Source organism: Mesorhizobium sp. B2-5-4 (genome assembly GCF_006441095.1).
Classification (GTDB): domain Bacteria; phylum Pseudomonadota; class Alphaproteobacteria; order Rhizobiales; family Rhizobiaceae; genus Mesorhizobium; species Mesorhizobium salmacidum.
Genome location: NZ_VFUR01000008.1, coordinates 116970 through 131136 on the forward strand (window position 1 = coordinate 116970; position 14167 = coordinate 131136).

14 protein-coding genes are annotated in these 14167 nt (G+C 63.1%); 13 read left to right on the forward strand and 1 reads right to left on the reverse strand.

Annotated elements, in window-relative coordinates; all coding sequences use genetic code 11:
* Positions 1 to 2 precede the first annotated feature (2 nt).
* The 5 genes from FJ492_RS12515 to FJ492_RS12535 all read left to right on the forward strand — a co-directional run bounded on the left by FJ492_RS12515 (position 3) and on the right by FJ492_RS12535 (position 4675).
* On the forward strand, positions 3 to 1133 hold the full coding sequence (locus tag FJ492_RS12515) for a glycosyltransferase (protein WP_140770081.1): 1131 nt from the start codon (positions 3 to 5) through the stop codon (positions 1131 to 1133).
* On the forward strand, positions 1130 to 2224 hold the full coding sequence (locus FJ492_RS12520; RefSeq protein WP_140770083.1) for a glycosyltransferase: 1095 nt from the start codon (positions 1130 to 1132) through the stop codon (positions 2222 to 2224). The genes FJ492_RS12515 and FJ492_RS12520 overlap by 4 nt, the downstream gene beginning before the upstream one ends.
* Positions 2221 to 3324, forward strand: a complete 1104-nt coding sequence (locus FJ492_RS12525; protein WP_140770085.1) for a glycosyltransferase — start codon at positions 2221 to 2223, stop codon at positions 3322 to 3324. Before FJ492_RS12520 ends, FJ492_RS12525 begins: the two co-directional genes overlap by 4 nt.
* A 23-nt stretch (positions 3325 to 3347) precedes the next feature.
* Positions 3348 to 4394 (forward strand): UDP-glucuronic acid decarboxylase family protein, encoded by a 1047-nt coding sequence (locus FJ492_RS12530; protein ID WP_140504027.1) that lies wholly within the window; start codon positions 3348 to 3350, stop codon positions 4392 to 4394.
* Positions 4395 to 4474: 80 nt separating this feature from the next.
* Positions 4475 to 4675 carry a hypothetical protein gene (locus FJ492_RS12535; RefSeq protein WP_246673710.1) on the forward strand — a complete coding sequence of 67 codons (201 nt, stop codon included), beginning with the start codon at positions 4475 to 4477 and terminating at the stop codon, positions 4673 to 4675.
* 9 nt (positions 4676 to 4684) lie between these two features.
* Here the strand turns inward: FJ492_RS12535 and FJ492_RS12540 are convergent, their stop codons facing one another.
* The gene (locus tag FJ492_RS12540; RefSeq protein ID WP_140770087.1) at positions 4685 to 6430 is read right to left on the reverse strand and encodes a hypothetical protein; all 1746 of its coding nucleotides are present in this window, start codon (positions 6428 to 6430) and stop codon (positions 4685 to 4687) included.
* A gap of 156 nt (positions 6431 to 6586) precedes the next feature.
* Between FJ492_RS12540 and FJ492_RS12545 the strand changes: the two genes are divergently transcribed.
* The 8 genes from FJ492_RS12545 (at position 6587) to FJ492_RS12580 (ending at position 14046) form a co-directional block, all read left to right on the forward strand.
* Complete coding sequence (locus FJ492_RS12545) at positions 6587 to 7690, forward strand: inositol-3-phosphate synthase (protein WP_140770090.1); 1104 nt, start codon at positions 6587 to 6589, stop codon at positions 7688 to 7690.
* Positions 7687 to 8283 carry a histidine phosphatase family protein gene (locus FJ492_RS12550; protein WP_027144333.1) on the forward strand — a complete coding sequence of 199 codons (597 nt, stop codon included), beginning with the start codon at positions 7687 to 7689 and terminating at the stop codon, positions 8281 to 8283. The genes FJ492_RS12545 and FJ492_RS12550 overlap by 4 nt, the downstream gene beginning before the upstream one ends.
* Positions 8284 to 8297: 14 nt before the next feature.
* Positions 8298 to 9398 carry a glycosyltransferase gene (locus FJ492_RS12555; RefSeq protein ID WP_140770092.1) on the forward strand — a complete coding sequence of 367 codons (1101 nt, stop codon included), beginning with the start codon at positions 8298 to 8300 and terminating at the stop codon, positions 9396 to 9398.
* Positions 9398 to 10201: a sugar phosphate nucleotidyltransferase gene (locus FJ492_RS12560; RefSeq protein WP_140770094.1), complete on the forward strand. Its 804-nt coding sequence runs from the start codon at positions 9398 to 9400 to the stop codon at positions 10199 to 10201. Before FJ492_RS12555 ends, FJ492_RS12560 begins: the two co-directional genes overlap by 1 nt.
* 2 nt (positions 10202 to 10203) lie before the next feature.
* Positions 10204 to 10965 carry a TIGR04290 family methyltransferase gene (locus FJ492_RS12565; RefSeq protein WP_027144330.1) on the forward strand — a complete coding sequence of 254 codons (762 nt, stop codon included), beginning with the start codon at positions 10204 to 10206 and terminating at the stop codon, positions 10963 to 10965.
* Positions 10958 to 11890 (forward strand): beta-xylosidase, encoded by a 933-nt coding sequence (locus FJ492_RS12570; RefSeq protein WP_140745522.1) that lies wholly within the window; start codon positions 10958 to 10960, stop codon positions 11888 to 11890. The genes FJ492_RS12565 and FJ492_RS12570 overlap by 8 nt, the downstream gene beginning before the upstream one ends.
* 102 nt (positions 11891 to 11992) lie before the next feature.
* The gene (locus tag FJ492_RS12575; protein WP_140770096.1) at positions 11993 to 13057 is read left to right on the forward strand and encodes a glycosyltransferase family 4 protein; all 1065 of its coding nucleotides are present in this window, start codon (positions 11993 to 11995) and stop codon (positions 13055 to 13057) included.
* A complete protein-coding gene (locus FJ492_RS12580; RefSeq protein ID WP_140770098.1) occupies positions 13054 to 14046 on the forward strand; it encodes a GNAT family N-acetyltransferase in 993 nt (330 codons plus the stop codon). The genes FJ492_RS12575 and FJ492_RS12580 overlap by 4 nt, the downstream gene beginning before the upstream one ends.
* Positions 14047 to 14167: the final 121 nt, after the last annotated feature.

Genomic DNA, 14167 nt, shown 5'->3' on the forward strand with positions numbered 1-14167 from the left:
TCATGCGCTTCTTGTTCTACACCCACTCGCTCGTCTCCGACTGGAACCACGGCAATGCCCATTTCCTTCGCGGCGTCATGCGCGAACTGGTGGCGCGCCGGCATCAGGCCATCGCTCTGGAGCCCGCGGACGGCTGGAGCCGGTCAAACCTGCTGGCCGAGAAGGGATCCTTCGCGATCGAACGCTTCCGCAAGGATTTCCCCGAATTGATGCCCGTGACCTATGATGCCGAGTTCGACCACGAAGCCTGGATCGCCGAGGCCGACGTGGTGATCGTCCACGAATGGACCGACCCGGAGCTTGTCGCTCGAATCGGCCGTGCCCGGGCCGATGGCGGCAACTTCATCCTTCTGTTTCACGATACCCATCACCGGGCCGTGTCGGCCACCGAGGCTATCTCGGCGCTCCATCTGGAGTATTATGATGGCGTTCTCGCCTTTGGCGAAGCGTTGCGCGAGAGCTATCTGCGCGCCGGCTGGGGCAAGCGTGTCTTCACCTGGCATGAAGCGGCGGACGATCGCCTGTTCAAGCCGCACCCGGAAATCCACGCTACGTCCAATCTGGTCTGGATCGGAAACTGGGGCGACGACGAGCGGACCGCCGAACTCAGGGAGTTCCTGATCGAACCGGTGCGCGATCTCGGCCTTCGGGCCACTGTTCACGGTGTCCGCTATCCCAAGCCGGCACTTGCCGATCTGGCCGTCGCCGGTCTGCGCTACGAGGGGTGGATCGCCAATGCCGACGTGCCGAAGGCCTTTGCCACGCATCGTGTCACGGTGCACATCCCGCGGCGCCCCTATCGTGAAAGATTGCCTGGAATTCCGACGATCCGCATGTTCGAGGCACTCGCCTGCGGCATCCCGCTGATTTCAGCACCATGGTCGGATGTCGAGCGGCTTTTCAGGCCCGGCGTCGACTTCCTGTTTGCCGAGAATGGCTCGCAAATACGGCAACACCTAAAGGCGGTGCTGGCCGATGCCGATTTCGCGGCCTCCCTGGTGGCCTCGGGTCTTGAGACCATCCTCTCGCGACACACCTGTCGTCACCGCGTCGACGAGTTGTTCGACGTGCTCTGGCAATGCACCAACCTGCACACCGTCGACCCGACCGCAGCAAAGGAAGCCGCCGAATGAAGATCGCATTCTATGGATCGAGCCTTTTGTCGTCCTACTGGAACGGTGCCGCGACCTATTACCGTGGATTGCTGAAGGCGCTTTCGCAACTGGGCTATGAAATCACCTTCTATGAGCCTGACGTCTATGACCGGCAGAAAAACCGCGACATCGAGGCGCCGGACTGGTGCTCCGTCGTCGTCTATGAGGCGACCCGGCATGCGCTGATGCAGGCGGCGGCGCGGGCCGCCGAGGCCGATATCGTCGTCAAGGCGAGTGGCGTCGGCTTCGAGGATGAGGCGCTGCTGCGCGCCGTGCTCGACCACGCCCGCGGCGACGCGCTCACCGTATTCTGGGACGTCGACGCGCCGGCCACGCTCGCCCGGTTGCGCGACGAGCCGGACCACCCGCTCCATCGTGCGCTGCAAGAAATAGACCTTGTGTTGACCTATGGCGGCGGCGACCCCGTCGTCTGGGCCTATCGTGCCATGGGCGCGAACGAATGCGTGCCCATCTACAATGCGCTTGATCCCGAAACGCACCACCCGGTCGCCGGCAATGCGCGTTTTGCCTGCGATCTGGCGTTCCTCGGAAACAGGCTGCCGGATCGTGAAGCCCGTGTCGGATCGTTCTTCCTCGATCCTGCGAGCCGACTGCCGGAACAACGTTTTCTGCTTGGCGGATCGGGCTGGGGCGACAAGCCGCTCCCCGCCAATGTCGGCTGGCTCGGCCATGTCGGCACCCGCGATCACAACGCCCTCAATGTCACGCCAAAGGCCGTCTTGAACATCAGCCGCGACAGCATGGCCGCGAACGGTTTTTCACCGGCCACGCGTGTCTTCGAGGCGGCCGGCGCCGGCGCCTGCCTGATCACCGATGCCTGGTTGGGCGTCGAGCTGTTCCTGAAACCCGGCGAGGAGATCCTTGTGGCGCGCGACGGCGACGATGTCGCCGAAATCATGCAGGCGCTTACCCCCCGTCGGGCAAAGGCAATCGGCCAAGCAGCGCTTCGCCGTGTTCTCGCCGACCATACCTACGCACTGCGCGCGGCCGTGACCGATGCAGTCTTCAAACGCCACTTGACGCAGGGGACCGTGGAGGCGGCCGAATGACCAAGCAGTTGAACATCGTCTTTCTCGGCCTGTCGCTATCCTCGTCCTGGGGAAACGGCCACGCCACCACTTTTCGAGGTCTGCTGAAAGGTCTTCACGAACTCGGCCATCGCGTGACTTTCCTGGAGCGCGATGTGCCGTGGTACGCCAATCACCGCGATTTGCGCGATCCGGACTTCTGCGCCTTGCGCTACTACGAAACCGTACCGGAACTTCAGCGCGACCATGCACGGTGCCTGGAACAGGCCGATATCGTGGTCATCGGCTCCTTCGTGCCGGAAGGGCGGGCGGTTATCGACATCGTCGCTTCACTTTGCAAAGGACAACTCTGCTTTTACGACATCGACACGCCGGTGACCCTGGCAAAGCTGTCGGCGGACGATTGCGACTATCTGAGCTGGCGCCAGATCCCCTACTTCGACATCTATTTCTCTTTCGCCGGCGGCCCGGTGCTTAACGATCTGGCGCAGACCTTCGGCGCACGCCGCGCCGAGCCGCTCTACTGTTCGGTCGATCCGGAACGGCATCACCGCACCGCCGACCCGGTCCGCTGGGACCTCGGCTATCTCGGCACCTATAGCGGGGACCGGCAAGCCACGCTCAACGCGCTCCTGCTCGAACCTGCACGGCGCATGCCGGACCGCCGTTTCGTCGTCGCCGGCTCGCAATATCCCTCCGACATCGATTGGCCCGACAATGTCGAGCGCATCGAACATCTGCCGCCGGCCGGGCACGCCGCGTTCTACAGCCGCCAACGCTACACGCTGAACGTCACCCGCCGTTCAATGATTGCAGCGGGATGGTCGCCCAGCGTGCGCCTTTTCGAAGCAGCCGCTTGCGGCACGCCGATCATCAGCGACCGCTGGCCAGGCCTCAACAGTTTCTTTCCCGCATCGACGATCCACACGGCCAAGAAGCCGGACGATGTCGTCGTCATTCTTTCCCGGGAATCGGCTCGTACACGTCTCGCCATGGCCGACCGGGCACGCGAACTCGTCCTTGCGTCCCACACCGGTGTGGCCAGGGCTCGCGAATTCATCACGGCGCTTACGCAAAAGGAGGCGGAGGTCCTCGACCTTGACATCGGAAGTGCAGCATGACTGGCAGACAGGAGAAAATCGCGATGCGACGAACAAAAAAGGCGCAAAGGGCAAAGACGGTGCTTGTCGCCGGTGGCGCGGGCTTCCTCGGTTCGCATCTTTCCGAAGCATTGTTACGCGATGGCTGGCGCGTGATCTGCGCCGATAACTTTCTCACCGGTCGCATGGAGAACATCAACGCGATCATGGACAAGCCGGGGTTCCGGTTGATCGAGCAGGATATCTGCCGTCCATTGGAGCTTGGTGAGCCGGTGGATCGCATCTTCAACCTGGCATGCGCCGCCTCGCCGCCGCGTTACCAGGCCGATCCGATCCACACCACGCGAACCTGTGTCATCGGAACGTTGAATCTGCTCGAACTCGCCGCCCGCAACGATGCCCGATTGCTGCAGGCCTCCACGAGTGAAGTGTATGGCGATCCGGAGCAACATCCGCAGAGGGAAGATTACGTCGGCCATGTGAACTGCACCGGCCCACGCGCCTGCTACGACGAGGGCAAGCGCACCGCCGAAACACTTTGCTTCGACTATCTGAGAGCCGCCAAGGCCGACGTTCGTGTCGCACGTATCTTCAACACCTACGGGCCGAGAATGGATCCGGCGGACGGCCGCATCGTCTCGAACCTGATCATGCAGGCGCTCGAGAAGCGGCCGCTGACGATCTTCGGCGACGGCTTGCAGACACGATCTTTCTGCTACGTCTCCGATCTGATCGACGGGTTGATGCGTCTGATGGAATTCGATCCCAATCCGGGCAAGCCGATCAATCTGGGCAATCCCGGAGAGTTCACCATCATGCGGCTGGCGGCATTGGTGAAGGCGATGACCGGCACCAAGTCGGAGATGACGTTTCTGCCGCTGCCGCAGGACGATCCTCGACGCAGGCAGCCCGACATCTCGCGCGCGAAAGCGCTGCTCGGCTGGATGCCAAGAGTGCCTCTCAACGAGGGGCTCGCCCGGACGATCGGCTATTTCGCGAGCCTCGAAGGCGTTCCGATCGGCAACCAAATAGCAGGTCGCGCCACGAGGGCGAGGTCCACATCAGGTGGGCTGCAGAACCTCCCTGTCTGATGCTGGACCGCAGCCACCCCTTCGCGGTCGATTCCGGCGGAACATCCGCTCAAGCTTGTGGTTTGGCGAGAGGACCAGATATGGAGGACATCCTCATGCGACCCAAGCGATCCGCACCGGATATCGACGAGATGGCGGAACAGGAGACGGCCGCCTATTTGCGGCGAGCCTCGATCACCTATCTGGAGTGCTGCGTCAGCCTGATGATGACTCACCTGCAGCGGGAAGAAGTGGCCAGTATTCTCGAGCAGGAAGCCGACATGCTGCGAAGCCTGGATTGAGGGGAACTGTCACGCCCTGGCCTTGTTGTCCAGGAACCGTGTCAGTCCTGCCTCATATCGGTTGGCTGTCCCTGCCAGCCTTGCTCGTTCCCGTCCGTCCTCGGATTGAGCGGCCATGCTCCACAGCCCCAGCTGAAACGCCAGGTAGCAAGGTTGGAAATACTCGACGAGCCCGACATCAATGCGGTCACCCATGCCGCCGATCAACGACGCCGCCTCGCCTTCGGACAAACCATGTTCGACGCAAGCGCCGGCAATGTCCCATTCTATCGGCTGGCAGCCGATCAGATCGTGTCCCCGGCAATGGTCGACGGCATCCGTCTTGACCAGCGTGCCGTCTGCACCGATCAGGAACTCCCAGGGGTGAAGCCTGCCGTCGATTTCGACGCGTTCCAGTACCTGCGGGAGAGTCTGTTTCGAGAACCAGTTCCATAGTTTCGCCGCCTGGTTTTTGCCCGAAGCCTCGGAAGCGTTGTGAACGGCCATCTCCGCGAGGGCGGACAATGAAGCACCCGGTTCGCGGGCTCGCAGATTGATCGCTCGCCAGGCCAGATAGCGCGTGAACTCCGCGACAAGTCTTTGTCTGGGCAGCGGCAGCTGATCCATCGTGGTGCCGTCGGCCCACCGTTCAACCAGGAAGCCGTGGCAGAGTCCGACGACTTGCGATCCGAATCCGGCCTGATGCAACATCGTCGCGGCCCGCATCTTGCGCTGCCCGGTTTCGCCGAGGCCAACAAACTTGACGAGCCAGCAATCTGGACCCGCGGACGCCAGGAACTTTCGCCGTTCGGTGCCGCGAGTGCTCGGTGGCCAGCGCTTTTCGTCGGCATAGTGAAGGGTTCGCCACGCGCCGCCGGATATTTCGGTCAAACGCAATTCCGGACTGCCGACCGCCTCGGCTACCCAATCGCGCAGCGTTGGAATCTGCGAGCTTTCGGGAAAGGTGCGTTCAAACGTCATCGCCACATGTTTGCGGCAGCGCATCCATGTCTCCCGGACGTCCTGCGACGCTTCTGCGCCTGGATCGCCCGAATGGCTGGGGAACAGGTGAATGCGGCTCCTATCGATACCCAGGTCCCGCAGCCACGTGACGACGGCGTGGATAGAACTTCCCGACAGGCCGGGACCTTCGTCGACGACAGCGAACCGAGCCGACGGCTCGTTCCTCCAGGCAGCGACCAACCGCGGATCGGCATTGACCCGCCGATCGAAAGGATGGCCGATCGGACGCAGACTGATCGGCGGCGGCGCACCGATGGCGGCGGCCACCATGGCCGCAAGCCCCAAGCCGATACTGCGGATGCCGATCACACATGTGTTCGCGTCGAGACCTGATTCCTGCGCCGCGCCCAGATAGCTCTCGGGATAAAGCGCATAATGCGCGTAACCCTCGGCCGAACCGGTCAAAACCTCTGCCTTGCAATCGAGCGCCGCCAGCAATTGGAGAAGTCGCGGATCGATGCCACCGCCTAAGGCGAAACCGCTTCGCCACGACTTCGCCACCTCTGCCGCAAGCCCGACCAGCAACTCGGCGCCTTGCCGTTGCGAAGGCGAATTGGTGTCGACGCCCAGGACCTTGAAGTCGACATCGGCGAGCCCCTGAACCAGCTGTGACGCGCTGATGAATAGCCCGACCAATGCGGCATGGCGCCGGATGCCGCGAGACATCCGATCGAGGCTTTGGGCCAGTTCGATCGCTGCCTCCTGAAGTTGTCGTGCGTTCTCGGTCCGCTTGTGGTCGCCGTAGACGATCATCGATCGATTTCCAGTGCTTGCCATGCGGGCAACGCGGCGGGTGCAGCTTCGATCCATGCCGTCCCGCGCAATTATTCGAGCGACCAAGGAACATTCCGGCACGGTGGTGGTTCGGCGCAAGGAACTTACCTTTGAACAGCATAGGGCGGCAGTTTCGTGGGATCGAAAAAGGTTCGTGTTGGCATCGTTGGAGTCGGCAATTGCGCATCCTCCCTGGTGCAGGGCCTCTCCTATTATCGTCATGCAAAAAGCAACGAACCGATCCCGGGGCTGATGCATGCCGATCTCGGTGGCTATCATGTCGACGACATCGAAATTGTCTGCGCATTCGATGTCGCCAAAAGCAAGGTTGGCCGCGATGTCGCGGATGCGGTCTACGCTGCCCCGAACAACACGTTCCGCTTTGCCGACGCGCCGGCGACCGGTGTTCGCGTCGAGCGCGGACCGACGCTCGACGGCATCGGCAAATATCTGCGCGACGAGATCGAAGAGGCGCCCGAACCGGTTGCCAATGTCAGCGATATCCTGCGCGACAGCGGAGCCGACGTGCTGGTCTCCTACTTGCCGGTGGGTTCGGAAGAGGCGACACGCTTCTATGCTGAATGCGCGCTCGAGGCCGTCTGCGCCTTCGTCAATTGCATTCCGGTTTTCATCGCGTCGCGTCCGGAATGGCGCCGGCGCTTCGAGCAACGCGGGCTGCCGCTGGTCGGCGACGACATCAAGAGCCAGGTCGGCGCGACCATCGTGCACCGGCTGCTGGCCAACCTCTTTCGCGAGCGCGGCGTGCGCATCGATCGCACCTATCAGCTGAATTTCGGCGGCAACACCGATTTTCTCAACATGCTGGAACGTGAGCGGCTGGAATCGAAGAAGATCTCCAAGACACAATCGGTGACCAGCCAGCTCGATGTTCCCCTGGAGCCGGGCAACATCCATGTCGGACCGAGCGACCATGTGCCTTGGCTCACCGACCGCAAATGGGCCTACATTCGTGTCGAAGGCACCACCTTCGGCGGCGTGCCGCTGAATGCCGAGCTCAAGCTGGAGGTGTGGGATTCGCCCAATTCAGCCGGCGTGGTGATCGATGCGGTGCGCTGCGCCAAGCTGGCGCTCGACCGCGGCATCGCCGGGGCGCTGACGGGTCCTTGCAGCTATTTCATGAAGTCGCCTCCCGAACAGTTCACCGACGCCGAAGCTCGGCAGCGCACGCTCGCTTTCATCGCCGGCAAGGATGAGCCTTTGCTGGATGCCGCGGAATGACCACCACGTTCTTCCTGATCCGCCACGCGGCGCACGACAATGTCGGCTCCTATCTTGCCGGGCGCATGGCCGGCGTTTGCCTCGGCGAGGCCGGCAAGGCTCAGGCCGAGCAGCTTGGCCGCCGCATGGCCCAAGAGACGATTGCAGCCATCCTGTGCAGCCCGCGCGAGCGCACGCAGGAGACGGCGCTGCCAATCGCTTTCGCTTGCGGCGTCGGCGAAATCGCGATCTGCGCCGAACTCGACGAGATCGACTTCGGCGACTGGTCGGGAAAGACTTTCGACGAATTGAACGGCGATGCCGGTTGGCGCGCCTGGAACGACCAGCGCCAGGAGGCCAGGACCCCGAGCGGCGAGACCATGCTGGATGTCCAGCAGCGCATGGTCTCGCTGATGAACGGCGTCCGCGAATTGCATCAGAACCAGTGCGTCGCCCTGGTCAGCCACGCCGACGTGATCAAGGCCGCCGTCTGCAATGTGCTTGGCTTGCCGGTCGGCGACTGCTTCCGCTTCGACATCGATCCCGCCTCGATCACGACCATCGTGTCGGGCGACTGGGGCTCCAAGCTCCTGCGAATGAATGAAGCGGCCTGACGAGGAAATTCCGGATGCGGATGGTCATTTTCGGTCTCACCGTCACGTCTTCATGGGGAAACGGCCACGCCACGCTGTGGCGCGGGCTGATCCGCGCTCTCGCCCGGTTGGGCTGGTCCATCACCTTTTTCGAACGCGACACTCCCTACTATGCCGGGGCCCGCGATCTGGATCAGCTCGACGGCGGCAACGTCGTCATCTATCCGGACTGGGAGGACATCCGCCGCGTTGCGGAGCGGGCGATGAAGCAAGCGGATGTCGTCGTCGTCACCTCCTACTGCCCCGACGCCGTTGAGGCTTCGCGCCTGGCCCAGCAGGCAAGTCGCGGGCTGCGTGTCTTCTACGATCTCGATACTCCGGTCACGCTTGCCCGCGTCGAGCACGGTGAGCGTCCGCCCTATTTCGGACCAGAGGGCCTTGCCGATTACCACCTCGTCCTGAGCTACACCGGCGGCTCGGCGCTCGAGGCGCTCAAGACGGTTCTGGGTGCGCGCCAGGTGATGCCGCTCTACGGGCATGTCGATCCGGACCGGCATCGGCCGGCCGAGAAGCGGGCCGAATTCGCCGGCGATCTGTCCTATCTCGGGACCTACGCGGCAGATCGCCAGGCCGGCGTCGAAGAGCTGCTGGTCCGCCCGGCCATGCGCCTGCCCGATCAGCGCTTCATCATTGGCGGCGCACAGTATCCGCAGGAATTCCCGTGGAGCGACAACATCTTCTTCGTCAGGCATCTGCCGCCCGCCGACCATCCGGCGTTCTTCTCATCGTCGCGGCTGACGCTGAACGTCACCCGGGAAGCCATGGCACAAAAGGGCTGGTGCCCGTCGGGACGGCTCTTCGAAGCGGCCGCGTGTGGGGCTGCCATCATCACCGACGCATGGCCAGGCCTCGCGGACTTCTTCGAACCCGGCCGCGAAGTCCTGTTGGCGCATGACACGGATGACGTGGTCGCCGCGCTGCAATTGCCGGAGCACCAACTCGATGGCATCCGAAGGCGTGCCCGCGAGCGGGTCCTGAGCGAGCACACGTCTGCCAGGCGTGCGGCGGAACTGGATAGAATGCTGGCCGACACCTTGCAAAATCCGGTCGGCGAACCGATCGAGGAAGCAGTCTGATGTTGGGCATTGTGCCCGCTGCCGGACGCGGCAGCCGCATTCAACCGCTCGGTTTCTCGAAGGAGCTGCTGCCGGTTGGCAGCCGGATCGACGGCCAGACCGAACGTCCCTGCGCCGTAAGCGAGTATCTGGTGCGGCGCATGGTCCAGGCCGGCGTCGACAAGATCTGCTTCATCATCGGATCGGGCAAATCCGACATTCTCGAATACTACGCAGCCGGCTACGGCGACGCGGCGGCGCTTTTTGTGGTGCAGCCCAACCCTATCGGTCTCTGCGATGCGATTTTCCGGGCAGCGCCCCTCGTGGCGCCCGACGAGGTCGTCCTGATCGGCCTTCCAGATACGATCTGGTTTCCCGAGGACGGATTCTGTCATTTGCCCGACGATCAGCTTTCATTTCTGCTCTTCCCCGTTGACAGCCCGGAATTCTTCGATGCCGTCTGTACCGGAGACGACGAGCGCGTGATCGAAATCCAGGTCAAACGACAGGATGCCTCCACGAACTGGGTTTGGGGCGCGTTCAAGATGCCCGGCCAGATCCTGCATCGGCTTGCGGCACTCTGGCGCGAGCGGGATGGTCGTGACGAATATATCGGTACATTGATCAACGCCTACCTTGCGGCCGGGGGTGTAGCCTACGGGATCAAAGCCGGCTCCGCTTATGTCGATGTCGGCACTTTCAACGGCTATCGCACAGCCCTGCGGTTGCTTGAAAACGGCGTCCCGTCAGCTCATCAACAGTCCGCAACGATCATGCCCGGCACGCATTCGCATGTACCCGTCGTTCCGGGCGAAGGAGCCTGAACATGTTGCATTCCCATGCCGAAATCCGCCGGCGCATCGACGCGCTCGGCCCGTGGTTCCACAACATGGAACTGGCCGGCGTCGAAACCGCGCCCGACCACTTTCTCGGCAATTACCCACTGATCAAATGGCGCAAATTCGCCGACGCCATACCCGCCGATCTGGCTGGCAAGACCGTGCTGGATATTGGCTGCAACGCCGGCTTCTACTCGATCGAGATGAAACGGCGAGGCGCCGCCCATGTCCTCGGCATCGATTTCGACGAGGCCTATCTGGCGCAGGCCCGCTTTGCCGCCGAGATCGCGGACTGCGAGATCGAATTCCAGAAACTGTCGGTCTACGACGTCGGTGCCCTGCGCGAGACATTTGACGTCGTGCTGTTCATGGGAGTGCTTTACCATCTGCGCCACCCCTTGCTCGCCCTCGACCTGATCCGTGAGCACGTCGCCGGCGATCTGATGATCTTCCAGTCGATGCAACGAGGCAGTAAGGAGCTGCCCGAGCTGGAAGAGAACTATCATTTCTGGACGCATGATTTGTTCGACCGGCCGGAATTTCCCAAGCTGCATTTCATCGAACACCGCTATGCCGACGATCCGACCAACTGGTGGATACCGAACCGGGCCTGCACCGAAGCGATGCTGCGCAGCGCCGGTTTCGAGATCGTTCTACATCCCGAGCAGGAGGTCTATTTCTGCCGCGCTGCCGGCGCGCCGGCCGGCGGCGGCGCGATTTACCCGTCGAAAGGAAAGCTCCATGATTGAAGCCGCGATGATCTGGAACGAGCCCAACAACAAATCGCATTGGGACCCAGAGCTCGACCCCGATTGGAGCCGCTTTGCCAGGATGGCGGTCCTGTCGGCGGACGCGATCGCGTCCGAGAACCCGGCTCTGACAAAAGTGCTTGGCGGCATCTCGCCGATAGATCCCGGCTTTATCACGCGCATGAAGGAATACGGCGTGCTGGACCATGTCGATGCCGTCGCGGTACACGGCTTTCCTCTCGATTGGAACCTGTGGCAAATCCAGGAATGGCCGCAGAAGATCGGCGAGATCGCGACCGTCACCGATCTTCCCATCTGGGTCAGCGAGGTCGGCGTATCGACCTTCGGGGCCGAGGAAATACAGGTCTGGGGACTGAAGCGCACCGCCGAATTGCTGCTCGGCAACGCACCGCGCATCCAGTGGTACAGCCTCTACGACCTTCCGCGTGAATGGGAAGCAACGACGCGGCATCGCGAAGCGGAGGGATCCTCCTACTATCGTCATTTCCACATGGGGCTGCTGCGCCAGGACGGCACGCCGAAGCCGGCGCTGGAGGAATTCCTGCGCTACACACCCGCAATGGGGCTGGTGCAGTGGTTTCATTTCGAGGACCCGCGACTTGACGACGCCGTCGCCTGGATGAAGCGGCTCGGCGTCACCAACATGCGCACGGGGCTTTCCTGGGCCGACAGCTTCAGGCCGAATGCGTTGGACTGGTTCGATCGACAGATGGAGGCACTTGCCGATTTCGACGTCACGGTCACCTTCTGCTTCACGCCTGAACATCGTGGAATGATGCCTCACCACACCAGCCCTCCATTGGTGCCCGAGGAATTCGCCGAGTTCTGTGCAACGATGGTCCGCCGCTACGCGCCCGTCATGACATCCGCCTCGCGCCCGACGCAGCGGGCCTCGGCTGCGTGAGGCTCTCATGCGACCCGGTCCGCGATCATTGGATGCATTGACCGAAGTGGAAGCTCACGGGTCCACCAATTCACTGCCTCTGGCACCGTGGCTCGGCCGGCCATGACGCTCACCGTCCTCAATGTCGCCTATCCCCTTGCGCCTGTCGGACCTGATGCGGTCGGGGGTGCCGAGCAGGTCCTGTCGATGCTCGATCGGGCACTGGTTCGCATGGGTCACCGGTCGATCGTCGTCGGCTGCCGGGGCTCCAGCGCGAGCGGCACGCTTGTGGAGACACCGGCGGAAAGTGGCGTGCTCGACGAGGCGGCCAAGAGCCGCGCGCAGCAGGCTCATCGCACCGCAATAGCCGCTGCCCGCGCCAGTTGGCCGATCGATGTGGTTCATCTGCATGGCATCGATTTCGATGCCTATCTGCCAGACGATGGCCCGACCTTGGTGACGCTTCACCTGCCGCTGGACTGGTATCCGGCCGAGGCACTGCGCCCGACGCGCGACGACCTGTGGCTTCATGCGGTCTCGGCCGCCCAGCAGAAAACCGCGCCATCAGGCGCCAGACTGGCGGCGCCGATTCCGAACGGCGTCGACATAGAGGCGCTCAGCCTGCCGCAAGCGAAGCGCGAGTTCGCATTGGTTCTCAGCCGGATCTGCCCGGAAAAGGGCATCCACCTGGCGTTGGACGCAGCCAAGCAAGCAGGTGTGCCGCTGGTTGTCGGCGGCAAGGTCTATCCCTATGAAACGCACGCGCGCTACTTTCGCGACGAGGTCCAACCTCGCCTCGATGGCCGCCGCCGCTTCCTTGGTCCGCTCGGTTTCACCGCCAAGCGGCGCTTTCTTAACGCAGCGCGCTGTCTGGTCATTCCGAGCCTTGCCGCCGAGACCAGCTCACTTGTCGCCATGGAGGCGCTGGCCTGCGGCACACCGGTTGTCGCCTTTCCGAAAGGTGCGCTTCCCGATGTCATCGAGCACGGCAGGACAGGCTTTCTCGTCAATACGATCGACGAGATGGCGCAAGCCATCATTGCGGCGTCCAGCCTGGACGCCGAGACATGCCGGGCCGAGGCGCGGCGGCGGTTTTCGCTGGAACGAATGATCTCGTCTTACATGGACGCCTATCAAGCGCTGGCACGACTCGGCACCGATGCCGGGCGCCTCGCCGCCACACCGTGAGCAAGCCTGTGTTGCGCAGCGAGATCATCGATGATCCGGCGCGATTCGATACCCTTGCGCCGCATTGGTGGAGATTGTGGGAGCAGAGTTCCTCGGCGACGCCGTTTCAATCTCCCGCCTGGCTGGTGCCATGGTGGCGCACATTCGCGCCCGGTGACCTGGCGACGGTCGCGGTCTGGCGCGGAGGCGATCTGATTGGGCTGGCGCCGCTCTATCTCGAGCACGGAACCGCTGGGTCGAAACTTCTTCCGGTCGGCATCTCGCTCAGCGACTATCTGGACATCCTGTGTGTCCCCGGCACCGAGGCTCAGGTCGTCGCGATCATTGCCGAAAAGATCCTCTCGGTCGGCTGGTCGCAATGGATTCTGTCGGATTTGCCGGAAGGCGGTGCCGGTCTTGCGGTTACACACCCCGGTCTGAAGGCGGGGCGGCCAGCCGCACATGGCGCTTGCCCCGTGCTCGCCATCGCCGGCGACGAAACCCTTGCGGGCTGCGTGCCCTCCCGACGCAGGCGGCAGTTGCGACGGGCGCGCCAGGCGGCGTCCAGACGCGGCCGGACTGCGTTGTCGTCGGCACGAGGCGATGCCCAAAGTTTCCTCGACCAGTTGATCCGCCTGCACCACGCGCGCTGGGCCGGACACGGAGGTGGCGTGTTGGCCGATGTCGCCGTGGAGCAATTCCACAGGCGCGCAGTACCCTTGCTCGACGCTCGCGGCCTGGTCCGATGCTGGCTGTTGGCAATCGATGGCAAGACCGTCGGCGCCTATTACGGCTTCCACCATCGCGGTCGCGCCTATGCCTATCTCGGCGGCTTCGACCCTGCCTATGCCGAGGAGAGTCCAGGTGCGATCCTGATCGGCCACGCGATCGCGGAGTCGATCCGCGAGGGTGCCCGCGAGTTCGATTTCCTGCGTGGTCAGGAGGCCTACAAATACGGCTGGGGCGCCATCGACAGGTGGACGATGCGCAGGGTCTGGACGCGGAGCTGATAGCATGAGTGCAGCCGGGTCAAAATCCGCCCAGCGCCGGATGGCGATTAGATCGGTCATAGAAGGCTGCATGGCCGATGGTGTTTGCGCCGAAGCCGTCGTCGCCAGGCTGGCGCTTCAC